Annotated in this window: 19 protein-coding genes and 2 pseudogenes; 9 read left to right on the top strand and 12 right to left on the bottom strand. The window is 64.2% G+C overall.

The window, feature by feature from the left end; all coding sequences use genetic code 11:
* Positions 1-2 precede the first annotated feature (2 nt).
* Positions 3-254 carry a DUF2798 domain-containing protein gene (locus tag ABIG06_RS01365; RefSeq protein WP_008565736.1) on the bottom strand — a complete coding sequence of 84 codons (252 nt, stop codon included), beginning with the start codon at positions 252-254 and terminating at the stop codon, positions 3-5.
* A 304-nt stretch (positions 255-558) separates the two neighbouring features.
* Between ABIG06_RS01365 and ABIG06_RS01360 the strand changes: the two genes are divergently transcribed.
* The 4 genes from ABIG06_RS01360 to uraD all read left to right on the top strand — a co-directional run bounded on the left by ABIG06_RS01360 (position 559) and on the right by uraD (position 4,408).
* Positions 559-963: a hypothetical protein gene (locus ABIG06_RS01360; RefSeq protein WP_370133551.1), complete on the top strand. Its 405-nt coding sequence runs from the start codon at positions 559-561 to the stop codon at positions 961-963.
* A 1,200-nt stretch (positions 964-2,163) separates the two neighbouring features.
* A complete protein-coding gene (locus ABIG06_RS01355; protein ID WP_131870951.1) occupies positions 2,164-2,577 on the top strand; it encodes a DUF3830 family protein in 414 nt (137 codons plus the stop codon).
* Positions 2,578-3,513 carry an allantoinase PuuE gene (puuE, locus tag ABIG06_RS01350; protein ID WP_370140756.1) on the top strand — a complete coding sequence of 312 codons (936 nt, stop codon included), beginning with the start codon at positions 2,578-2,580 and terminating at the stop codon, positions 3,511-3,513.
* A gap of 7 nt (positions 3,514-3,520) precedes the next feature.
* Positions 3,521-4,408, top strand: coding sequence for a 2-oxo-4-hydroxy-4-carboxy-5-ureidoimidazoline decarboxylase (gene uraD / locus ABIG06_RS01345; RefSeq protein WP_370140755.1), 888 nt, complete (start codon positions 3,521-3,523; stop codon positions 4,406-4,408).
* 1 nt (position 4,409) lies between these two features.
* On the opposite strand, the gene ABIG06_RS01340 is transcribed toward uraD, so the two are convergent.
* The gene (locus ABIG06_RS01340; protein ID WP_370140754.1) at positions 4,410-7,136 is read right to left on the bottom strand and encodes a molybdopterin-dependent oxidoreductase; all 2,727 of its coding nucleotides are present in this window, start codon (positions 7,134-7,136) and stop codon (positions 4,410-4,412) included.
* A complete protein-coding gene (locus ABIG06_RS01335; RefSeq protein ID WP_370140753.1) occupies positions 7,133-7,960 on the bottom strand; it encodes an FAD binding domain-containing protein in 828 nt (275 codons plus the stop codon). Before ABIG06_RS01335 ends, ABIG06_RS01340 begins: the two co-directional genes overlap by 4 nt.
* A 146-nt stretch (positions 7,961-8,106) precedes the next feature.
* Between ABIG06_RS01335 and ABIG06_RS01330 the strand changes: the two genes are divergently transcribed.
* On the top strand, positions 8,107-9,456 hold the full coding sequence (locus tag ABIG06_RS01330; protein WP_370140752.1) for an 8-oxoguanine deaminase: 1,350 nt from the start codon (positions 8,107-8,109) through the stop codon (positions 9,454-9,456).
* A gap of 109 nt (positions 9,457-9,565) precedes the next feature.
* Here ABIG06_RS01330 and ABIG06_RS01325 read toward each other — a convergent pair whose 3' ends face one another.
* The 5 genes and pseudogenes from ABIG06_RS01325 to ABIG06_RS01305 all read right to left on the bottom strand — a co-directional run bounded on the left by ABIG06_RS01325 (position 9,566) and on the right by ABIG06_RS01305 (position 14,936).
* On the bottom strand, positions 9,566-10,642 hold the full coding sequence (locus ABIG06_RS01325) for a BMP family ABC transporter substrate-binding protein (RefSeq protein WP_370140751.1): 1,077 nt from the start codon (positions 10,640-10,642) through the stop codon (positions 9,566-9,568).
* Between the two features lie 70 nt (positions 10,643-10,712).
* Positions 10,713-11,630 carry an ABC transporter permease gene (locus tag ABIG06_RS01320; RefSeq protein ID WP_370140750.1) on the bottom strand — a complete coding sequence of 306 codons (918 nt, stop codon included), beginning with the start codon at positions 11,628-11,630 and terminating at the stop codon, positions 10,713-10,715.
* On the bottom strand, positions 11,617-12,708 hold the full coding sequence (locus tag ABIG06_RS01315; RefSeq protein ID WP_370140749.1) for an ABC transporter permease: 1,092 nt from the start codon (positions 12,706-12,708) through the stop codon (positions 11,617-11,619). Before ABIG06_RS01315 ends, ABIG06_RS01320 begins: the two co-directional genes overlap by 14 nt.
* Positions 12,692-14,268 (bottom strand): annotated as a pseudogene (locus ABIG06_RS01310) (ABC transporter ATP-binding protein). The gene ABIG06_RS01315 and the pseudogene ABIG06_RS01310 overlap by 17 nt, the downstream one beginning before the upstream one ends.
* A gap of 220 nt (positions 14,269-14,488) precedes the next feature.
* Positions 14,489-14,936: pseudogene (locus ABIG06_RS01305) on the bottom strand (nucleoside deaminase).
* Between ABIG06_RS01305 and ABIG06_RS01300 the strand changes: the two are divergent.
* The 3 genes from ABIG06_RS01300 to ABIG06_RS01290 all read left to right on the top strand — a co-directional run bounded on the left by ABIG06_RS01300 (position 14,901) and on the right by ABIG06_RS01290 (position 18,125).
* A complete protein-coding gene (locus ABIG06_RS01300; protein WP_424578593.1) occupies positions 14,901-15,023 on the top strand; it encodes a hypothetical protein in 123 nt (40 codons plus the stop codon). The pseudogene ABIG06_RS01305 and the gene ABIG06_RS01300 overlap by 36 nt on opposite strands.
* Before the next feature lie 341 nt (positions 15,024-15,364).
* Positions 15,365-16,639 (top strand): allantoate amidohydrolase, encoded by a 1,275-nt coding sequence (locus tag ABIG06_RS01295; protein ID WP_370140747.1) that lies wholly within the window; start codon positions 15,365-15,367, stop codon positions 16,637-16,639.
* A gap of 97 nt (positions 16,640-16,736) precedes the next feature.
* Positions 16,737-18,125, top strand: a complete 1,389-nt coding sequence (locus ABIG06_RS01290) for a hypothetical protein (RefSeq protein ID WP_370140992.1) — start codon at positions 16,737-16,739, stop codon at positions 18,123-18,125.
* Between the two features lie 8 nt (positions 18,126-18,133).
* Here the strand turns inward: ABIG06_RS01290 and ABIG06_RS01285 are convergent, their stop codons facing one another.
* Positions 18,134-18,352 carry a hypothetical protein gene (locus tag ABIG06_RS01285; protein WP_370140746.1) on the bottom strand — a complete coding sequence of 73 codons (219 nt, stop codon included), beginning with the start codon at positions 18,350-18,352 and terminating at the stop codon, positions 18,134-18,136.
* A gap of 351 nt (positions 18,353-18,703) precedes the next feature.
* On the opposite strand from ABIG06_RS01285, the gene ABIG06_RS01280 reads away from it, so the two are divergent.
* Positions 18,704-18,886: a hypothetical protein gene (locus tag ABIG06_RS01280; RefSeq protein ID WP_124161777.1), complete on the top strand. Its 183-nt coding sequence runs from the start codon at positions 18,704-18,706 to the stop codon at positions 18,884-18,886.
* A 19-nt stretch (positions 18,887-18,905) separates the two neighbouring features.
* On the opposite strand, the gene ABIG06_RS01275 is transcribed toward ABIG06_RS01280, so the two are convergent.
* From ABIG06_RS01275 to ABIG06_RS01265, 3 genes are all read right to left on the bottom strand, one after another.
* Positions 18,906-20,282 carry a vWA domain-containing protein gene (locus ABIG06_RS01275; RefSeq protein WP_370140745.1) on the bottom strand — a complete coding sequence of 459 codons (1,377 nt, stop codon included), beginning with the start codon at positions 20,280-20,282 and terminating at the stop codon, positions 18,906-18,908.
* A gap of 5 nt (positions 20,283-20,287) precedes the next feature.
* A complete protein-coding gene (locus tag ABIG06_RS01270) occupies positions 20,288-21,235 on the bottom strand; it encodes an AAA family ATPase (RefSeq protein WP_199751827.1) in 948 nt (315 codons plus the stop codon).
* A 147-nt stretch (positions 21,236-21,382) separates the two neighbouring features.
* Positions 21,383-21,583, bottom strand: coding sequence for a hypothetical protein (locus tag ABIG06_RS01265; protein ID WP_027545881.1), 201 nt, complete (start codon positions 21,581-21,583; stop codon positions 21,383-21,385).
* Between the last annotated feature and the right edge of the window lie 15 nt (positions 21,584-21,598).

Below are 21,598 nucleotides of genomic sequence, written 5' to 3'. Positions count from 1 at the left end.
GGCTATCGGCCGGGCGGCGCCGCGACGAGGCAGGCCACGATCCGGCGGACGAGTGGCAGGACCATGAGCAGCGTCGGAAACGCGACGAGCCAGGACAGCGCCCAGGCGCCTGGCCAGGTCGCCAGGAACGCCGGCGTTGCGCCGAGGCTTCGCAGCGTCGATATGACCGAGACCACCGCCGTCATGAGAATGGACAGCACGAACGGCATGACGATCGGCGCATAGCGCGCCGGCAGTTTGCGAACCGCAATCATCTGACTTCTTTCGAGGAAAAGGACGCGTCGATCACGTTGAACCCTGGAAATGGCATCAATCCCGACGACGTCGGTTGATGCGTTGGTTCACGTGAAACGCTTACGGCGACCGATAAACGGCGCGGCTGTTCATTAACCGCTCAGGTTGGATGGTTCAAGCTGGACCTGATCGTTCGGTTTACAATTGTTCGAAGCGTGGCAGATCGCCGCGATCATGAAACGATTTCAATGGTTTGCGTGTTATGGACTGTTTGCTTGCGTCCGTTTTGGGCGAAAACAGAGGAAGATGCAGAGGAAGATCAAGATGAGTGATGGACCGATGATTTCCGCAGCAGGCCGCAACGCGGTCCTGGCTGCGTTTGCAGGCATGGCATTGCTCGCTACCTCGGTGTCGCCCTCGGCTGCGGCATCCTCCGGTCCGGCCCAGGCGGTGTCCCCAAAGGCTGCCGCGGCAGGTCAGGCCTCCGCCGACGTCACCGATTTCAGCGCAGCCCGTCGTCGTCACTACCATCGACGCGGACCGAGTGCAGCAGGCCTCGCCTTCATGGGCGCGGCGGCGGGCATCATCGGAGGGGTGATCGCCGAGCAGCGACGTCGCGACTACTACGAGAACCGCTATTATTATGGGCCAGGTCCCTATTACGGCGGCCCCGGCTACTACGGCGGCGGTCCTTATTATGGCGCGCCGCACTATTACCAGCCTTATTAGGCGGGCGTTTTCGCCCTGATCCGCGGAAGGCGTTTTCCGGATTCGCGAGGGGCGGTGCCTTGCACCGCCCCTCTTCGTTGCTCGCCGGCAGCCGTCGTCCGCGCTGTTTCGCTGGCTTGTCAATCGCCTGCCTCGAAAATATTCCACTTTACCGAAATTCGGATTTGTCGTATGTGTCGCCCATCCCGGCTCATTTCTTGAGGGGCGATCGTGTGGTCGTCATGTTCGCGAGCCGGGCTTGCGGTGGACGCGGCAGCGTCGTGCACGAGAGGTGAAGGGCGGGGCGGATTGCTCTCCGTGAGCCCGAACCGCGTGCGGACGAGCGGCGCTGTCAGGTTCGTCTCGCCTGTAAGTTTCCAGCCCCGTCGACAGGGCTGGGAAAACTGCGGCGAAATGGCGGGCCGCGCGTACGGCAAAACCGTGTGGTCCTGGCCGTCGTTGCTACGGTCAAGCTCTTGCGGAGGCGGCAGTCGCGTCAACCGGCGCGCAGGCCGGTGAATTTCGCGAGAGCGAGGGAGGCCAGAACGAACTCGGCTCCCGGGAGAGCGCGGCATAAGCCGTCCGACCATCGCGCAGGGAAGGCCGAGTGATCGGCACCACCTGTATGCTGCTGTGCGGTCTCTTTGCGCTACATTTTCGCGCAGCGGACCGCGGGTGCGTTGTCAGCACCCGGCCTTCCCTGTGCCCTCTTGGCTCAAGAGGGTGAGCGACGAAGCAAAACTCGGGCGAATTGCGCAGCGAGACCGCGAGTGCATGTCCGCAGCCACATCCACCGTCATTGCGAGGAGCGTAGCGACGAAGCAATCCAGAATCCCTCCGCGGAAAGACTCTGGATTGCTTCGCGTCGCTCGCAATGACGAAGAGGAGAGAGCGTGCGCCAAACTCCACTCTCGTGCCCCGGACGCAGCGCAGCGTCCCTTCGACGGTGCGCTGCAGAGCCGGACCCCATATTACGGCATCGTGCCGCGTGGCCCCTCGGGCGCGGTCAATTATTCGGCAATTCCGCCGGGGGCGCCGGTGGACTTGCCCGCCACAATCCGCTTCAATGAACCGGTTGAGTTTTCAGGCGACAAGGGTGTCGAAACATCTTCTGGTCCCGGCGCTGCCCGGCTTCACCCCACCACTTGCGTGAAACGGTCGGGAATGCTCTTTGCTTGAAAGTTATCCGTGGGGCCACCGGCCCCGATCCAGAGAGATGAGATGAGCAAACTCGTTATCAGCGCCGGCGATTTCACCTTCGATGCCCGCTTCGAAGAGCAATTGGCGCCCAAGACCGTCGCCGCGTTCCGCAAGGCACTGCCGTTCGAAAGCCACATCATCCATGTGCGCTGGAGCGGTGAGGGCGTCTGGATGCCGCTCGGCGACCTCGATTTCGGCGTCGGTTACGAGAACCACACCTCCTATCCCGCGCCCGGCCAGATCATCCTTTACCCGGGCGGCATCAGCGAGACCGAGATCCTGCTGGCGTATGGCGGCGTGCATTTCGCGAGCAAGATGGGCCAGCTCGCAGGCAACCATTTCATCACGCTGACGTCGGGGCTAGAGAATTTGGCGACGCTGGGCAAGAGCGTGCTGTGGAAGGGCGCGCTGCCGATCCGCTTCGAGGAAGTCTGAGTGACTGAGCCTCGCTACCCGCGCGATCTCCGCGGTTACGGCCGCAACCCGCCCCATCCGCAATGGCCCGGCAACGCGCGGATTGTGGTGCAGTTCGTCGTCAACTTCGAGGAAGGCGGCGAGAACAACATCCTGCACGGCGACCGCGCCTCGGAAGCATTTCTGTCCGACGTGCTCGGTGCGCAGCCCTGGCCGGGCCAGCGCCACGCCAACATCGAATCGATGTTCGAATATGGCTCGCGCGCCGGCTTCTGGCGGCTGTGGCGGATGTTCACCGCGCGCAACTGGCCGACCACCGTGTTCGGCGTCGCCACCGCGCTGAAGCGCAACCCCGAGATCGTCGCGGCGATGAAGGAAGCGGGCTGGGACATCGCCAGCCACAGTCTGAAGTGGATCGAGCACAAGGACATGACGGAGGCGCAGGAGCGCGCCGAGATCGCGGAAGCGATCCGCGTCCACCTCCAGGCGACCGGCTCGCGGCCGCTCGGCTGGTACACCGGGCGCTCCTCGATCAACACCAATCGGCTGCTGATGGAGGAAGGCGGCTTCCTCTATCTCTGCGACTCCTATGCCGACGATCTGCCCTATTGGGTGAAGGGTCCCGGCGGCAAGCAGCTCATCATTCCCTATACGCTGGACGCCAACGACATGCGCTTCATCAACCCGCAAGGGTTCGCGGAAGGCGAGCAGTTCTTCACCTATCTGAAAGACGCTTTCGACGTGCTCTACGCCGAAGGCGAGACCGCGCCGAAGATGATGTCAGTCGGCCTGCACTGCCGCCTTGCCGGCCGGCCCGGCCGCGCGGCGGGGCTGATGCGCTTCCTCGACCATATCAGCAAGCATGAGCGCGTCTGGGTGCCGACGCGGTTGCAGATCGCGCAACACTGGCACGACAAGCACGCCCATCTCGCCACCGACGCATTCGAGATCGGGTGAGAGGACGATGTCGCAGATCTCACTCGCCGATCTCAACGCCGCAAGCAAGGCCGATTTCGTCGCGGCGCTCGCCAATGTCGTCGAATATTCGCCATGGATCGCCGAGCAGCTCGCGGCAAAGCGGCCGTTTGCCGGCATCAATCAGCTGCACGCCGCCCTGATGGCGGCGATCCAGAGCGCCGAGCCCGATGTTCAGTTGGCGCTGATCCGGGCCCATCCCGATCTCGCCAACAAGACGCAGCGCGCCGCCGGCCTCACCGCGGAATCGACCGACGAGCAGAACAGCGCCGGCCTCGACCGGTTGTCGGAGGCCGAATATGCGGCGTTCGAGCGTGCCAACAACGCCTATCGCCACAAGTTCGGTTTCCCCTATATCGTCTGCGTGCGTCGTCACACCAGGGATTCCGTGCTGCGCGACTTCGAGACGAGACTGCTCAATATCGCCAAGACCGAGACGCGACGTGCGATCGCGGAAATTGGCCGCATCTCCGCGCTGCGGCTGGATCAGCTCGTCATTGCCGACGACAGGCTGAAGGTACACGGCCGGCTCTCGACCCATGTGCTGGACAATCACATTGGCAAACCCGCGCCGGGCGTTCCGATCGAGCTCGTCGAGCTCGCGAGCCTTGGCGAGAGCCGCGTCATCGCTCGCGCGGTGACCAATGCGGACGGCCGCACCGACCAGCCGCTGATCGGCGGTCGCCCGCTGCCGATCGGCCGCTACGAGCTCAGATTCGGCGTCGCCAAATATTACGCCGAGCGCAACGTGCCGCTGTCGGACCCGCCATTCCTCGACGAGATCCCGTTGCGTTTCGCGATCAGCGAGCCGGAAAGCCACTATCACGTGCCGCTGCTGGTCACGCCCTGGAGCTATTCGACCTATCGCGGCAGCTAGTCTAGCTGCCGAACTTCTCGTGCAGCGCCGGAAACAGCCGGTCGGGCTTGAACGGCGGTGCGGTGAACCGGATGCCAGTAGCATCCGCGATCGCGTTGCCGAGTGCGGCAGCGACCGGATTGTACGGGCTCTCGCTCATCGACTTGGCGCCCAGCGGTCCGATCGTGTCGGACGTCTCGGCGAAGAACACCTCCGTGCGCGGAACATCGGCGAAGGAGGGCAGGTGGTAGTCGCGGAATTTCGGGTTGACGACGCGGCCGTTCGCATCGATCACCATCTCCTCGTAGAGCGCGGCGCCGAGCGCCTGCGCCACGCCGCCTTCAACCTGACCGCGGCACTGCATGGGATTGGCGACGACGCCCGCGTCCGCGGCGTGCACGCTCCTGAGTATCCTGAGCTCGCCGGTGCCCTTGTTCACCGCGACGCGAAAGCCCTGCACGTTGAACCCGACCGATCGCGGGGTGCCGCCGGAAGTGCCGGTGCCCGCGAACGGCTGTCCGCGCTCGCGTGCGAGCTTCGCCAGCTCCGTAAAAGGCATGCGGCGGACGCCGCTGACGACGGTGTCCCCATCGAGCACGCAGGTGTCCACATCGCACAGCCAGGCGCTGGCGGCGGCTGCCCTCAGCTTGGTCGCAAGCTGCATGGCTGCCGCATACGTCGCCTTGCCCGCGACGAAGGTGCCGGCGCTGCCATAGGCGCCGGTGTCGTGGCCGCCATGAGCGGTGTCGGACTGGCGCAGATGGATTCTCTCGACGGTCGTCGCCAGCGTGGTCGCCGCGATCTGGCGATGCACGGTGCTGGTGCCGTTGCCGAACTCGGCCGTGCCGACGGTGAGGTCGAAGCCGCCGTCGTCGTTGAGCGCGATCGTTGCATCCGCGAAGTGGCCGGCCGGCGGCACGGTGTCGATCATGGTCAGCGCGATGCCGTCGCCGATCAGCCAATCCGGCGACAGCTCTCGCTGCGGGCCATCGGCCTGCATCGCGCGCTCGACCAGATCGAGGCACTGGTCGAGCCCATAGGAGCCGTAGAGCACGTCGTGATATTCGGACGGCGGCGGCGACAGCATGGGATCGCCGGGCCTCACGATATTACGTCGGCGCATGTCGTAGGGATTGATGCCGAGTTGCCTGGCCAGCTCGTCGATCGCGGCCTCCACCGCGATCAGTGTCTGCGGCAGGCCATAGCCGCGAAACGCGCCCGCCGGCACCGTGTTGGTGTAGACGGCGACGCCGTCCACACGCTTGTTCGGGCAGTTGTAGACGGCGATGGATTCGGCCAGTGCGTGGAACATCACAGGGCCGGCATGATTGCCGTAGGCCCCGGTGTTGGAGAGCACGTCGAGCTGGAGCGCGGTGAGCTTGCCGTCGGCATCGGCGCCGGCTTTGATGTGGACCCGCATCGGATGCCGCGTCGAGGTCGCGATGAACTGCTCCTCGCGGGTGAGCTCCAGCTTCACAGGCCGCCCGGTCTTGAGCGCAGCAAGCGCCAGAATGTCCTCGACGAACATCTCCTGCTTGCCGCCGAAGCCGCCGCCGACGCGCTCGCAGAACACGCGGACCTTGTCCATGGGAAGCCCAAAGATGTCCGACAGCGCGCGCCGGGTCAGGAATGGGACCTGCGTCGAAGTGCGGACATTGAGCACGCCTGCGTCATCGAGCCAGGCGAGGCCGCCATGCGTCTCCAGTGCCGCATGCTGTACACGGTGACTGTGGAAAGTAGCCTCGTAGGTCACAGCGGACGTGGCGAGCGCGGCCGCGACATCGCCGAACTCGCCATGCGTTTCCGCCACCAGGTTGCGCTGAGCGTCGGCCACACGGTTCGCCCTGGTGCGCTCGGGATGAATGATCGGCGCACCCGGCGCCATCGCCAGCTCCGGATCGATCAACGCCGGCAGAATCTCGTAACTGACTTTCAGCCTGCGGCATGCCTCCTCGGCAGCGCCTTCGGTCTCGGCGACGACGGCGGCGACCTTTTGGCCGATGAAGCGCACGACCTCGTCGAGAACGCGGGTGTCCTCGGGGTCCATCCAGTCCATCTCGTGCCGCGCGGTCGAGATCAGGACGGACGGCGCATCCTCATGCGTCAGCACGGCATGCACACCGGGAACGCGAAGGGCTTCCGACCGGTCGATCGCGACGATCCTGGCGTGAGCATGCGGCGAACGCAGCAGCTTGACGTGCAGCAGTCCGTCGATTCCGGTGTCGAAAGTGTAGCGTGCCTTGCCGCGCACGATATCGGGACCCGCCGGCGCCGGCAGGCTGCGGCCGAACGCGGCGCCGGCCGCGACGCTCGCCTCGACATTGGTCGTGCCGAGGATCGCATCCTCGATCGAACGATAACCGGTGCAGCGGCAGATATTGCCCTTCAGCGCTGCGCCGAGATCGGTCCGCTGGGCCTGATTCAGCGCGGCGCAGGTCAGGATCATGCCGGCGGTGCAGAAGCCGCATTGGAAGCCCTGCGCATCGAGGAAAGCCTGCTGCATCGGATGCCTGCCATGATCTCTGCCAAGACCTTCAATGGTGGTGACGGCGTGTCCCTCGGCACGGAACGCCGGGATCAGGCAGCTGTGCACCGGCTCCCCGTCGAGCAGCACGGTGCAGGCGCCGCAATCGCCGGCGTCGCAGCCCTTTTTGACCCCGAAATGGCCGAGCTCGCGCAGGAACGTGCGCAGGCATTGCCCGGCGCGTGGCCCCTGAGAAAATGCCTTGCCGTTGACCTCGAAGCTCATGGCCACATCGCTCCCAGGAGTTCGCGGCGAATTTCCTCGGCGAGCCGCAGCGTCATGTGCTTGCGCCAGAGTGGCGCGCCATGGATGTCGGCGTGGTACAGATCGTCGGTGATCTGCTGCATGAGCGCGGTGCGGAGTGTGCTCGCGTCCGGGGCTTTGCGAAGGCGTAGCTGGACCGGCCGCACCGTCGACGCGGTGACTGTGAGTGTCAGCGCATCATCGGCTTCGAGACTGCCGATCAGCAGCGCCGCCGAGCGGCCGACCGGCGCCAGCGAGATCTGGCGGAATGCCGTGCGGCGCTTCAGTGCGGCGGTCGGGATATCGATCTGCCGGAGAAGGTCGCCTGGGGTCAGGCGATTGCGCTGGTTGCCGGTGACGAATTCGGCGACGGAAAGCTTCTGTTCACCGCCGCTAGCCTTCCAGATTGTGCAGATGCCGTCGAGCGCGGCGGTGAGCGAGATCATCGGTCCCGCCGGCAGCGACATACAGAGGTTGCCGCCGACGGTCGCGGTCTTCCAGACCTTGAACGAAGCAAGGAAGGCGCGGCAGCACTGGTTGATCAGCGGCGCTGCGAGCCAATCGGATGGGCAGACTAGTCCATCGAGCTCTGCGATTGTGCAGGTGGCGGCGATGCTGAGGTGGCCGTCGGTAAGTGTCAGCGCCGGCCATTTCAGACCGGTGAGATCGATCAGTCGTGTCAGATGCGTTTGCGGCTCCGAGAACAGCCAGGTGCCGCCCGCAAGCCAAGCATCACCTGCCGTCCAAACGGGTAGCTGCGCGCGCGTTTGCGGATGTGCAACCGCTGTGATGGTATTCAAGTCCATGGCCGCGCCAACGCTTCCGCGGGTGAATCGTCCAGGCGAAAGTGTTGCAAGACAGGAGCCAAGTGGCAACAACAAGTCGGAGCAAGGACGTAGTCGGCCTCCGCCCTGCAGGCCTGCCGCCGGCGAATGTGAGGAGAAGCAGGATCATGAGTGACGCAAGTCCGATCTGGATCAGGGATCCCCTGGCCGTCCTCGCCGACGGTGCCGAGCGCGGAATCGTGGTGAAGGACGGTCGGATCGTCGAGCTCGTGCCGGCCGGTGGTGTGCCCGCGACCGCGGATGTCGCAGCGTTCGATGCGGGCGAACACGTCGTGTTGCCGGGCCTGATCAATACTCATCATCATTTCTACCAGACGCTGACGCGGGCGCTGCCGGCCGCGATGGACCGCGAACTGTTCCCCTGGCTTCAGGCGCTCTATCCGGTGTGGGCGAGGCTGACGCCCGAGGCGCTCGAACTCGGCGTCACCGTGGCGATGTCCGAGCTGCTGCTCTCCGGCTGCACCACCACGACCGATCACCATTATGTGTTCCCGGCCGGGCTCGAAGACGCCGTCGATATCGAGGTGGCGGTGGCGAAGCGTCTCGGTGTGCGGGTGTTGCTCACGCGCGGCTCGATGAACCTGTCGCAGCGCGACGGCGGCCTGCCACCCGATAGCGTCGTGCAGGACGAGGACACCATTCTCGCTGACAGCGCGCGCGTGGTCGCAAAACATCACCAGCGCGGCGCGGATGCGATGGTGCAGATCGCGCTTGCTCCCTGTTCGCCGTTCTCGGTGACGACGTCGCTGATGCGCGCGACGGCCGATCTCGCCGGCAAGCTCGACCTGCGCCTGCACACCCATCTGGCCGAGACCGAGGACGAGAACAAATTCTGCCAGCAGATGTATGGCTGCCGTCCGCTCGACTATCTCGAGCAATGCGGCTGGCTCAATGCGCGAACCTGGCTCGCCCATGGAATCTTTTTCAACGAAGACGAGATCAAGCGGCTCTGCAAGGCGAAGACGACCATCAGCCATTGCGCGTGCAGCAACCAGCTGCTGGCGTCCGGCTGCTGTCCCGTCTGCGAGATGGAGGAGGCCGGCGTCGGGATCGGGATCGGCGTCGACGGCTCGGCGTCGAACGATGGCTCAAACCTGATGCAGGAGGTTCGCGCCGCCTTCCTGCTGCAACGGGCGCGCTACGGGGTAGCGAAAGTCAGCCACAAGGATGCGCTGCGCTGGGCGACCAAGGGCTCGGCGGCCTGTGTCGGGCGGCCTGAACTCGGTGAGATCGCCGTCGGTAGGGCTGCCGATCTCGCTCTGTTCAGGCTCGACGAGCTGCGCTTTTCCGGCCACGGCGATCCGCTGGCTGCCCTGGTGCTGTGCGGGGCTCATCGGGCAGACCGGGTGATGGTGGCCGGAAAATGGACGGTGATCGACGGCGCGATTCCAGGCCTCGACGTGGCAGACCTCATCCGCCGCCACGGTTCCGCGGCGCGGGCCATGCGGGCGGGATAAGTCGGGCGAAATGGAAAGAGGGGGCAGCCACAAGTGCCGGGTGCTTCTGGCCACCCCCTCCGAACCTCCTCCGGGAGGAGCAGGTGAATTGGGGAATGCAAGAAGCGTGCTACTTGCCCGGCAGCTTGTCGTCGATGCCCTTCACGTAGAAATTCATGCCAAGGATCTGCCCGTCGTCGAGGTGATCGCCGCCCTTGCACTCGACCGGCTTGCCGTCCTGCCCAACGATCGGGCATTTGAACGGATGCAGCTTGCCCGCAGTGATTGCGGCCTGGGCATCCTCGGCCATCTTTTTCACATCGTCAGGCATGTTGGTGTAGGGCGCCATCGCGAACATGTGGCTGTCGAGGCCGCCCCAGGTGTTTTCGGACTTCCAGGTTCCGGCGAGCTCGGCCTTGACGCGCTCGATGTAGTAGGGGCCCCAGGTATCCAGGATTGAGGTGAGCTGGGTCTTGGGACCGAACTTGATCATCTCGGAATCCTGACCGAAGGCGACCTTGCCGCGTTCGCCGGCGATCTGCATGGCGGCGGGCGAATCCGTGTGCTGCATGATGACGTCGGCGCCCTGGTCGATCAGCGCCTTGGCGGCGTCGGCTTCCTTGCCGGGGTCGAACCAGGTGTTGGCCCAGATGATCTTGACCTTGATGCTGGGGTTGATGGTCTGCGCCGCCAGCATCGTCGCGTTGATGCCGGAGACGACCTCTGGAATCGGGAACGAGCCGATGTAGCCGAGCACGCCCGACTTCGACATCTTGGCTGCGATCAGACCTTGAATGTAGCGCCCCTGATACCATTTCGCCGAATAGGTCGACATGTTCGGGTTGCGCTTGTAACCGGTGGCGTGCTCGAAATGCACGTTCGGGTATTTTTTGGCGACCTTCAGCGTCGAGTCCATGTAGCCGAAGGACGTCGTGAAGATCAGCTTGTTGCCGGCGCGGACCAGCTGCTCGATCGAGCGCTCGGCGTCGGGGCCTTCGGGCACGTTCTCGAGGTAGGTGGTCTCGATCTTGTCGCCCAGTTCCTTCACCAGCGCCTGACGACCGAGGTCGTGCTGATAGGTCCAGCCGAGGTCTCCGATCGGACCCACATAGACGAAGCCGACCTTCAGCTTGTCGGCGGCGGAGGCTGCACCGAGGCTGCCGGCAAGCAAGAGCCCCGCAGTCAGGGCAAGAAGTGATTTCCGCATCATCAATCTCCAACATCAGGGGCAAGTCACGATCCGCAACACGCGCCCCGCGCACGCCGCGGAGAATAATTCAACGATCAGGCACGAACACCGTGCCGAGTGCGGCCGGCGCGGTCGAGCCGCCGCTGCGTGCGCGGGAGAGCAGGACCAGGACGACGACGGTCGCCAGATAAGGCAGTGCCGACATGAGTTGCGACGGAATGCCGACGCCCCAGCCTTGCGCGTGCAGTTGCAGGATCGTCACCGCGCCAAACAGATAGGCGCCGACCACGAGCCGCCCTGGCCGCCAGGACGAGAATACCACCAGCGCCAGTGCGATCCAGCCGCGGCCGGCGGTCATGCCTGGGATGAAGAACGGCGTATAGGCGAGCGGCAAATAAGCGCCGGCAAGCCCTGCGCAGGCACCGCCGAACATCACGGCGAAGGTGCGGATGCGCAGGACGGGATAGCCAAGCCCATGCGCGGAGACATGATTGTCGCCGCAGGCGCGCAGGACCAGTCCCGCCCGCGTGCGGTACAGGAACCACCAGACGCCGACGATCAGCGCGACCGAGAAATAGACGAAGCCGTCCTCGCCGAACAGTACGCGGCCGATCAGCGGAATGTCCGTCAGGACGGGAATATAGAGGTGCACGGCTGGCGTGATGCGCTCGCCGACGAAGCCGGCGCCGATCAGGCCGGAGATCCCGACGCCGAGGATGGTCAGCGCGAGACCGGTCGCGACCTGGTTGACAGCAAGCCCGAGCGCCATCAGCGCGAAGATGAGCGACATCAGCGTGCCCGCGACGACGCCGAACAGCGCGCCGATGAAGATCGATCCGGTCAGCCAGGCGCCGGCAAAGCCGCAGGCCGCGCCGACGATCATCATGCCCTCGACGCCAAGATTGAGCACGCCCGAGCGCTCGGTCACGAGCTCGCCGGTCGCCGCGATCAGCAGTGGCGTCGACGCGGCGAGCACCGCGAGGATGATAGCCTCAACCAGCTCCACGAGACACCTGTCGGTTCGGGAAGACCAGCTTGAAGCGGTAGAGGATGAGGGAATCGCAGGCGAGCACGTAGAACAGCAGAATGCCCTGAAAGACCTTGGTGACGTCCAACGGGATCTTCATCGCGATCTGCGCCTGCTCGCCGCCGATAAAGGTCAACGCCAGGAAAAGGCCTGCAACGAGTATTCCAAGCGGATTCAGGCGGCCGAGGAAGGCCACGATGATGGCGGTAAAACCGTAACCGGGCGAGATGCCGGGCTGGAGATGCCCGACTGGACCTGCAACCTCGATGATTCCGGCAAGGCCCGCCAGCGCGCCTGAGACCGCGAAGGTCAGGATGATCAGCTGATTGGCGTTGAAGCCGCCGAAGCTCGCCGCACGGGGCGCAGCTCCAACCACGCGGATCTCAAAGCCCTTGATGGTGTGCCGGAGCAGGATGGCAGCCGCCACGACGACGAGCAGCGCGATGACCGAACCGAAATGCAGCCGGCCACCTTCAATCAGCAGGGGGACTGTCGCCACCGGATCGAACTCGGCCGTGGTCGGGAAATTGAATCCCTGCGGGTCGCGCCATGGCCCACGCACGAGATAGTCGAGGAAGAGATCGGCGACATAGACCAGCATCAGGCTGGTCAGGATCTCGCTGGCGCCGAACTTGAGCTTGCAGATCGCCGGGATCAGCGCATAGAGCGCGCCCGCTGCGGCGGCGAGGATGAGCATGGCCGGCAGCACCCAGGCGCCGGCGTCGGTGCCTTGCGTCTTTACCGCGATCCAGCTTCCGGCGACTGCGCCGATCACGAATTGCCCTTCGGCGCCGATGTTCCAGGCATTGGCGAGATAGCAGAGCGATAGCCCGATCGCGATCATCACCAGCGGCGTTGCCTTCACCGCGATTTCCTGAAGCGAATAGCCGTCGGTCAAAGGCATGATGAAATAGGCATGCAGGGCGAGCAGCGGATTCTTGCCTAACATCGCGAACAGGATGACCATGGTCAGGATCGTGAGGCCGATCGCGATCAGTGGGGATACCAGCGCGATCGTGCCGGAGCGCTCGGCGCGCCTCTCAAGCACCAGCTGCATGCACGACCTCCTCCGGCTCCAGGCTGCTGCCGCCCATCAGGAGGCCGAGCTTTTCGCGGCTCGCTTCGCTTGCTGCGAGCGGAGCCGAAAGCCTGCCGTGGAACATTACGGCGATGCGGTCGGCGATCTCCGCGAGCTCGTCGAGATCCTGGCTGGTCACGAGGACCGCGGCGCCTGCGGTTGCGAGATCAAGCAGCGCCTGTCGGATGACAGCGGCGGCGCCGGCGTCGACGCCCCAGGTCGGCTGGCTCACCACCAGCACCGCGGGGGCGCGCAGGATCTCGCGTCCCACGATGAACTGCTGCAGATTGCCACCGGACAGGCTCGCGGCTTCCGGATCGCGTTTGGCCTTGCGGACGTCGAACGTCTCGGTCGCACGGTCGACCGCTTTCAGCGTGGCTGCGGTGTCGATGAAGCCGCGACGGACCATGCCACTGGCGGCGTGCCCGGTGAGCAGCGCGTTCTCCGACAGCTTCATGCGTGGCGCGGTGCCGTGGCCGAGCCGCTCCTCGGGTACGAAAGCGGCGCCCAGCCTGCGCCGCTGGGTGATCGAGAGACGGCCGGCGGCGATGCCTTCGATCACCACCGTTCCAGGGTCCTTCGAGAGGCGCTCGCCGGAGAGCGCGGCGAACAGTTCGTCCTGGCCGTTGCCGGCGACGCCGGCGATGCCGAATATCTCGCCGCCCCTCAGCTCGAAAGAGATGTGCTCGAGCCGCATGCCACGCGCCTCGGCGGGGGGCAGTGAGAGATCGTTAATGACGAGCCGCGGCACTGTGGTCTTGCGGCCGCCTGCGGCCTTCACTTCCTGGATCTCTCCGCCGACCATCATCCCCCCCGCGCGAGCGAGGCCGCGGTCTCGCGCCGGGGATTGCAGGTCTCGACCTTCCTGCCGCCGCGCAGGATCGTCGCGGTGTCACAGAGGCGCTTCACCTCCTCCAGCTTGTGGCTGATATAGAGGATGGCGCGGCCTTCGGCCTTGAGCCGCTCCAGCACAACGAAAAGCTGGTCTGCCTCCTGCGGGGTCAGCACCGCCGTGGGCTCGTCCAGGATCAGGAATTTCGGATCCTGCATCAGGGCGCGGACGATCTCGATGCGCTGGCGCTCGCCGACCGACAATTGCCAGACTTCGCGCTTGGGATCGAGCGGCATTCCATAGGTCTTCGACATCTGCTCCAGCCGCGCCGACATGTCCTTGAAGGACTCTTCGCCGTCGAGGCCGAGCGCGACATTCTCGGCGACGGTAAGATTGTCGAACAGCGAGAAATGCTGGAACACCATACCGATGCCGCGGCTGCGTGCTTCCGACGGACCGGACAGCACGATTCGTTGCCCCTGCCAGCGAATCTCGCCGGCGCTGGGCTGGATCAGACCGTAGATGGCCTTGACCAGCGTCGACTTGCCGGCGCCGTTCTCGCCGAGCAGGGCGTGAATTTCACTCGGCCAGATGTCGATGTCGATGGAGTCGTTGGCGAGGAAGTCGCCATAACGCTTGGTGAGGCCGCTCGTCCTCAGGAGCGGGAAATCACCGGAATGCTGGCCGTTGGGCGTCGGATCTAACATTCGCTGATGCGCTTGCATGCGTGACGTGTTTCGATAGTGGGCCAATTTGAACCGCGCTGTAAGATGTGAAAAAGCATCATCCCCTGCTCAACGTTTCGGCGGGCGATCGGCCCAGCGGGTCGTCTACCGTGCTGAGCGACCAGGTCGCGGCAGCTGCTCCAACTCGGACATCACATCGGCGCGATCAGAAAAACGGCGTCATCTCCCTTTGGATATGCTGCTACTTCGTCCAAGCGCCGTCGTGCAGCGCTTCAGCCTCCTTTTCGAGCAGCGGTCCGATGACCTCCGTCGGGCGCTGGCCGCTGGCAAAGACCTCGCGGCACGGCAGGTCGAGGGTCGGGTTCTCCGGATGGTTGCCGGTGAGGCCGCGCAGGCGACGCTCGCTGAGGCCAAAGACAACGCGGCCGATGCCGGCCCAGTAGATCGCGCCGGCACACATCGCGCAGGGCTCGGCTGACGAATAGAGCGTGGCTCTCGCCAGTACTTCGCGCCCGAGTGTGCGGCAGGCCAGGGTGGCCGCGAGACGTTCGGCATGCGCGGTGCCGTCATGATCCGGCATGTAACCGTTCTCTCTCTCGATGAGGACCTTGCCGTCGGCCGCGACAACGATGCATCCGAAGGGGGTGATTGCCATGGCCAAGCGAGCGGCGGGCGACCGCGAACGACAGGCGCAGAAAGTGTTCGTCACGTTCGGACGCGGCGTCCATCGCTACTCCGCGGTCAATGCCCGCCATGCGCCGGGCCGACGAAGGTGAAGGTCGGCTTCGCTGGTCCGTGCTTCATACACAATTTGCCGTGGAACATCACCCAGCCGGCCGGACGGTTGGTGACAACGGCATTTTCCGGATAATCGATTGAAAAATATCAATAATGTGGCCCGTTCGATCCCTGATTGGGAAGAAATGCCAGACGCAATTGCAGGCGTTGGGGCTCCCGCGTGCATGACCGGCGCGAGGCAGCGTGGCGCGTACTCGCATTCATGCTAATCACGCGTTTGTTGGGGGAGGCGCCGGTAAGTGACTTTTGCTGGCACCGAACTCGTACCGATCGCCAGGACGGCCGTCGCCGCGGTCCAGAGAAGAGGAAGTTTGTCGAGATGGGGTCCGTTAACGCCGTTCAAAATGAATCGCTCGGCGAAGTGATTGTGCGTCGGATCAACGATCTCGCCGCGATCTCGGAAGAGGGTGACAACCTCACCCGCATCTATCTCACCAAGGAGTTGCGCGAGGCGGCGGACCTCATCCTGGGCTGGATGCGCGAAGCGGGCATGAGCGCGCGCCTCGATGCGATCGGCAACGTCTGCGGCCGCTACGAAGGCGACCGGCCGGGTGCTCCCTGCCTGATGCTCGGCTCGCATTACGATACCGTGCGCGATGCCGGCAAATGGGATGGACCGCTGGGTGTGATCACGGCGATCTCTTGCGTCGCCGATCTCAACCGCCGCGACAAGCGCCTGCCCTTTGCGATCGAAGTGGTCGGTTTTGCCGATGAGGAAGGGGTGCGTTTCGCTTCGACCTTGCTCGGCAGCCGTGCCGTGGCCGGCACCTTTGACGAGGATGTGCTGAACACGCGCGACCGCGATGGCGTATCGATGCGCGATGCGCTCGTGCGGTGCGGGCTCGACCCCGACCATATCGGCGCGGCCGCTCGAACGCGGCGTGAGCTGCTCGCCTACCTCGAACTGCACATCGAGCAGGGGCCCGTGCTGGAAGCGCAGAACCTGCCCGTGGGAGTCGTCACCGCAATTGCCGGCGCCACGCGCCTCGCCGCACGGCTGACGGGCATGGCCGGTCACGCCGGCACCGTACCGATGGAGCTTCGGCGCGACGCGCTCGCCGGGGCAGCCGAATGCATCGGTGCGATCGAGCAATTCTGCCGGACCGACGAGGGCGGCCTGGTCGGCACCGTCGGTTACATCCAAGCGAGGCCCGGCGCGACCAACGTCATTCCGGGCGAAGTATCCTTCACCATCGACATGCGCGCGCCCACCGATATGCACCGCAAGCGTGCGGTGGCCGATATCGTCCGCCGTATCGAGGAGATCGCCAGGCGCCGGCAGCTGGCTCTTCAGCTTGACGTCACCCACGAGAACCGCACCGCACCTTGCGCGCCGTGGCTCAAAGAGCAGATCGCGCAGGCGATCGAAGCCGAAGGCTTCTCCGTGTTCGAGCTGCCGAGCGGGGCAGGACACGACGGCATGGCGATGATCGATATTGCCGACGTGGGCATGATCTTCGTTCGATGCCGCGGCGGAATTAGCCATCACCCGGATGAGCATGTCGAGCTCGTCGATGCCGATGCCGGCGCGCGGGTGCTGCTGCGGGTGATCGAGAATTTTCAGACGCGGGAGAGCCGCGCCGCGGCGAGCTGAACAGCCGGCCGACCGCTCGTCATCGTGGCGAGATACGAATCAGTCACCATTGAAATGGTGACCGGCTATCGCCGTGATCGCGAGACATCAGGTGCACATGAAGAGCGACATTCCCCTGCAGTCACATCGCGGAAACCGGTTTTACCAGGGCGGGGTTGCGACGGTTGTCGCCAACGCTCTTCAAGCGGTCAATTTTCTCGGTGATCGGTTCCTGAGAAAGTCGCATCATTCGTTGTCGGCTATCGAGGACCTCTATCGGCATTCGATGGACAGCGCGTTCTCGGTGACCGAGGCCTTCCTCGTCACGGGCGCCCCGCACGCCTCCGCTTATTATCCCCGAGACTTCGCGTGGTTCTATCCCGACGTTCTCGACCCTGAAACCATCATGGATGCGCAGGATGCGGTGCGGCGGGTTCGGTTGCTCGAAAGGAGCGTCCGTTTGTTGCTGGAGGCGGTTCGGGCCCGCGTGGTCACGACGACCATTGTCCCGGCCGGACGCGGTCGGTATCTCGGCGTGAACTATTTCTCGCGCCCGTCGGACACGCTGCTGGGCATTCTCGCCGGTCTCCAGCAGATGATCTCTGCCGAAGACAGGGCCGCCTCGCATCTGGCGATGTCACAATGCGTACATGCAGGCCGCCTGTTGCTGGCCGAGTATGGCGGTGACCTGAAGCGGGCGATCCTCCAGCTCGCGAGCGAGCTCGAGTCGTTTGACGCTGACGGCACCAGATATTTGCTCTGCGACGCCAGCGGTCCACGCTCCGCGGCGACGGATACCCGCGCCGAGCGCCGGCGTTTTGTCACCAATGCCTGCGTCTACACGACGTTTGTGTGGGGCATGCAGCTCGGGATCGTCGCCGAGAACGAGCTGAAGCGGCTGCTCGGGCGTGATCTTGCGCAGTACAAGACGGACCTGCTCCGCCTGTTCGGCAAGGACGGCTATATCAGGCATTCCCTGGAAGGCCCGGCGAGCTCGCCTGCCTCATCGGTCGCGCTGGATTTCGTCAGCGTGCATCGTGGATTCTGGGACATGAGCGATGCGAGCGAGCGGGCGCTGTTCGCGGCCACGACCGATCTGATTATTGCGGAGCCGCGGTTTCGCATTCCCGGCACGTTTCATTTCCTGGTCTCAGCCGAGAATCCCAGGAACAAGATGATCCACAAGATCGCGGCACCTGCCTATCAGGGGCGTTCCTGCTGGCCGACCTTCAACGTCGAGTTCGCGGATCGCATGCTGGACTATGATGAATTCGTTGGCGGCGATACCTATCGGGCCTGGTCCCAACGAATATTGAAGGACATTCGGACGGCGACCGAGATTCACGGTGGCTATCAGGAGCTGATCTCAGAACAGGGGCTGAAGTATCGTACCTGGGCGTACAAGGGCGCCGTGGCCCATTCCTGGTTTCCGCGCTTCCTGTCCGTCTGGAGGAGGGCGTATGGAAGGCCACTCCTCCGGTGGATTGACGAAGAATCCAGTCGGTGACGTATCGCTCACGCTACGAGATCCAGCAGCCGGCACGATCCCCGCACCAGCACCTTGCGTCCGGTCTGCGTCATGGTAGGCACGCCGTCATTGATGACGACGAGGCCGAGTGCGACGAGGCTTTCGAGGAGATCGGCCTTGAGACGGCCGTTCGACAGCGGATTGCGAAGTGAGCGCAGAGCTGCCCATTGATCCGGCGAAAGATCCAACTCGAAATCGTCGTTCATGTTGCCTCGGCAATCGTAACGTTCACGCGCCGTGTTATCGGCGCTCCATGAAGACCATGCGACGACAATGAGTCCGGAATTCGGTGAGATGTTTAGAACGTCTCTTCACAAATTTTCGCACTTCGTTGCGCGACAGGCGTTAAGGTCGTTTGCGCAAAAATATCGTCTCGATCTTCGATCACTAATTGATGATCTGCACTTGATGTTGCAATGCGAATTACCGCAGTGCACGGAAAGCGTTGCTGTCCCATTCTGCGTCGCGATATGCGCAAGAAATGATGAGACGAGTTGCTCCGGGCTCTGCTAAGCTAATTAGCGGGGAATGGCTTCACACGACAGGAGTGTGAGTGCATGAAGAGGCTGGTTGAAATTCGCAATCAGGAATTTCTATGCCGCGAACGTGCGACGTTCGATTCGGAACGCCGGGTATTCTGGCTCGCGCAGGCCGAGGAATGGGAGCAGCGCGCGCTCGACGAAATCGCGTATTACTTTCGGGAGTGCAATCCCGCGCAGGCCGAGCGGAACGCCGCCTGACGCCGGCGGCTAATATTGCTTATTGATAAGTGGCCACGATGTCGGACACGGCGCGCTCGAGCTGTTGCGCGGTGGCGCATTGGCGCACGACGCTGCAAAAGATCGCGTAGCGCGGCATCTCGGAGTCGCCAAAGCCCCAGGCGAGCCGCCCCTCGGGATTGAGCCAGACCAGCCGCTTCGAGCGGTCGGAGATCCGGCGCAAGATGTCGGCGCGCGGGTCGAGATTGTTGCTGCGGGCATCGCCGAGCACGATCACCGTGGTCTGCGGGGTCAGCGTGCTCATGAACTCCTTCTCGAAATCGACCAGCGAGGAGCCGTAGTCCGACGAGCCGAAGCCGACCTTGGACATGATCTCGGACATCGCCTCCTCCGGCGACTTGGATTCCAGGATGTCGCTGACCTCGATCAGATGCGAGGAGAAAGCGAAGGACCGGACATCGTCGACCACCTCGTGCAGCGAGTGGATCAGCAGCAGGAAGAAGTCCGAAACTTGCGCAACGGAGCCCGAGACGTCGCACAGCGCTACGATCTTCGGCCGGTCGCGATGCTTGCGCTTCCATGCCGTGAGGAAGGGCACGCCGCCCCAGGCCGCATTGCGACGGAGCGTGCGACGCACGTCGAGATGGCCCCGGCGCTGGCGCTTACGCGGCTTCGAGTAACGCTCGCGCAGCCGGCGCGCGATCTGGCGGATGAGGGCGCGCGTCTCGGCGATATGGCGTCGCTCGATGCGGGCCAACGGCGCGTTGCGCAGGATTTCGTTGCGGAGATTTTCGGCCTCCTCGCGGGCATAGAGTGCAAGCCCCTGAGAGACCGTATCGCGCACGGTCTCGCGCAAGGCGTCGAGCGCGGCACGTAGGCGCTCGGCCAGTGCAGGGTTGGTTGCGGTCAGCCCGTCGAGATCGTCGCGAAGGCGCTGGAGGCCCATGGCCTCGAGGATGCGGCTGGAGAATATGCCGCGCTGGGTGGAGTAGCGGATGTCGGACAGGGAGGCCGCGCCGGAGGCACCGGCAATCGCGGCAGCGATCGCGTTGCGATCCTGCGACAGCAGCATCTGTGCGAGCGGGCCTAAACCTTCGGGAGGCCGGCCTTTGCCGGCATCGCCGGGAGCGCCGGAGAAGGGCGGCTGATCTGCGTCCTGCGGCGCGTCGTTGTTGTCGGCCTCGGGCTGGTCCTGCCGCGGCTCCGGCTGACTGAAGAAGAGATCAAAGCAGTCGCCGAGCGCGAGCTTCTCGTCCTGCGACTTGGCGAGCGTCAGAAGCAGCGCGTCGCGCAGGACGGCACGGTCGGACATGCCGACCTGCGCCACCGCCCGCATCGCATCGATGCTTTCGGCGGGCGAGACGTGAACGCCGGCGCCCCGCGCCGCTCGAAAGAAACGATGGAGGTTCTCGCGCATCGGCCTCAACCGAAGACGTTGGACCGTGCCGCCTTGGCAATGAAGGTCGTCACTTGCGGCGCTGCTGCCTCGATGTCGGCCTCGTATTTCAGGAGCACGTTGAGCGTGTCCTTGACGATATCGGTGTCGAGCTCGGAAGCCTGGAGCAGCACCAGCACGCGCGCCCAGTCGATGGTTTCGCTGACCGACGGAAGCTTCTTCAGATCCAGCGAGCGGATCTCGTGGATGAAGCCGACCATCTGCCGGCGCAGCGTCTGGGAAATGCCGGGCACGCGGCTTTCGACGATGCGTTCCTCGAGTCGCTGCTCGGGGAAGCCGATATGCAGATGCAAGCAGCGCCGTTTCAGGGCGTCGCCGAGATCGCGTTCGCTGTTGGAGGTGAGGATCACGGTCGGCGGGGTGATGGCCGAGACAGTTCCGAGCTCGGGGATCGTGACCTGGAAATCGGACAGAATCTCCAGCAGCAGCGATTCGAATTCCGCATCCGACTTGTCGATCTCGTCGATCAAGAGCACGCAGCCGCCAGGCTGCTCCAGCGCCTGGAGCAGGGGACGCGGCTCGACGAACTCCTTGGAGAAGAACACGTCGCCGAAATCATGGAGCTGGTCGAGCGCGGCGTGCAGCGTCTGCGCGCCCCCGAGAACCTCGCCGAGCTTGTCCTTGAGGATCTGCGTGTAGAGAAGCTGCTTGGCGTATTTCCACTCGTAAAGCGCCTTGGCCTCGTCGAGGCCCTCGTAGCATTGCAGGCGGATCATCTTCATGCCGCGCCAAGCCGCGATCGCTTTGGCGAGTTCGGTCTTGCCGACGCCCGCGGGGCCCTCGACCAGGATCGGCTTCTCGATCTGCTGCGACAAATAGACGGCGGTCGCGATCTGCCGGCTCGCGATATAACCTTGCGCGGCGAGGCCGCTCTCCACTGCCTCGATCAATGTCGAAGCCTTCTGATCAGCCACGAATGGGCGCTCCCAAAGGTCTTGGTCGAGGCTTGTTCTGCCTGCGTTCCCGGCAAAGAACAAGCCTCGTTTGGGAGACATCAGACCCGCGTGAAGGGCGTTTTTTCCGCTTAGCGCAAATAGTTAAGCGGTTCGCCGTTCGCGCGATCAGTGCCGCAGCAGCTCCGGCTTGCGGATCGTCTGTCTGACCTCGGCGCCGCAATCGGCGCATTCATAGACGAAGTCGATTTTGGCAAGGCTCCAATGCGGCTCGACCTCGCGCACATACATCGGCAAGAACCCCATGCAGGTGGGGCAATTCACAGGCGCGATCTCGACGTCCTGATGATGCTGAACGTAAGCTGGCATCGCGGCTCTCCTTCG

It is taken from the genome of Bradyrhizobium sp. USDA 326 (assembly GCF_049739485.1).
Taxonomy (GTDB): domain Bacteria; phylum Pseudomonadota; class Alphaproteobacteria; order Rhizobiales; family Xanthobacteraceae; genus Bradyrhizobium.
The sequence above is the reverse complement of the archived record's forward strand: the minus strand, read 5'-3'. Positions and strand labels throughout refer to the sequence as shown.

Excerpts from the sequence above, each read along its gene's own strand:
- ABIG06_RS01275 (WP_370140745.1), bottom strand. The coding sequence starts at position 20,282 with ATGCGCGAGAACCTCCATCGTTTCTTTCGAGCGGCGCGGGGCGCCGGC.
- ABIG06_RS01355 (WP_131870951.1), top strand. The coding sequence starts at position 2,164 with ATGAGCAAACTCGTTATCAGCGCCGGCGATTTCACCTTCGATGCCCGC.
- ABIG06_RS01300 (WP_424578593.1), top strand. The coding sequence starts at position 14,901 with ATGGCCAAGCGAGCGGCGGGCGACCGCGAACGACAGGCGCAGAAAGTG.
- uraD (WP_370140755.1), top strand. The coding sequence starts at position 3,521 with ATGTCGCAGATCTCACTCGCCGATCTCAACGCCGCAAGCAAGGCCGAT.
- ABIG06_RS01340 (WP_370140754.1), bottom strand. The coding sequence starts at position 7,136 with ATGAGCTTCGAGGTCAACGGCAAGGCATTTTCTCAGGGGCCACGCGCC.
- ABIG06_RS01290 (WP_370140992.1), top strand. The coding sequence starts at position 16,737 with ATGAAGAGCGACATTCCCCTGCAGTCACATCGCGGAAACCGGTTTTAC.
- ABIG06_RS01280 (WP_124161777.1), top strand. The coding sequence starts at position 18,704 with ATGAAGAGGCTGGTTGAAATTCGCAATCAGGAATTTCTATGCCGCGAA.
- ABIG06_RS01325 (WP_370140751.1), bottom strand. The coding sequence starts at position 10,642 with ATGCGGAAATCACTTCTTGCCCTGACTGCGGGGCTCTTGCTTGCCGGC.
- ABIG06_RS01285 (WP_370140746.1), bottom strand. The coding sequence starts at position 18,352 with ATGAACGACGATTTCGAGTTGGATCTTTCGCCGGATCAATGGGCAGCT.
- ABIG06_RS01295 (WP_370140747.1), top strand. The coding sequence starts at position 15,365 with ATGGGGTCCGTTAACGCCGTTCAAAATGAATCGCTCGGCGAAGTGATT.
- ABIG06_RS01330 (WP_370140752.1), top strand. The coding sequence starts at position 8,107 with ATGAGTGACGCAAGTCCGATCTGGATCAGGGATCCCCTGGCCGTCCTC.
- ABIG06_RS01365 (WP_008565736.1), bottom strand. The coding sequence starts at position 254 with ATGATTGCGGTTCGCAAACTGCCGGCGCGCTATGCGCCGATCGTCATG.
- ABIG06_RS01265 (WP_027545881.1), bottom strand. The coding sequence starts at position 21,583 with ATGCCAGCTTACGTTCAGCATCATCAGGACGTCGAGATCGCGCCTGTG.
- ABIG06_RS01360 (WP_370133551.1), top strand. The coding sequence starts at position 559 with ATGAGTGATGGACCGATGATTTCCGCAGCAGGCCGCAACGCGGTCCTG.
- ABIG06_RS01335 (WP_370140753.1), bottom strand. The coding sequence starts at position 7,960 with ATGGACTTGAATACCATCACAGCGGTTGCACATCCGCAAACGCGCGCG.
- ABIG06_RS01315 (WP_370140749.1), bottom strand. The coding sequence starts at position 12,708 with ATGCAGCTGGTGCTTGAGAGGCGCGCCGAGCGCTCCGGCACGATCGCG.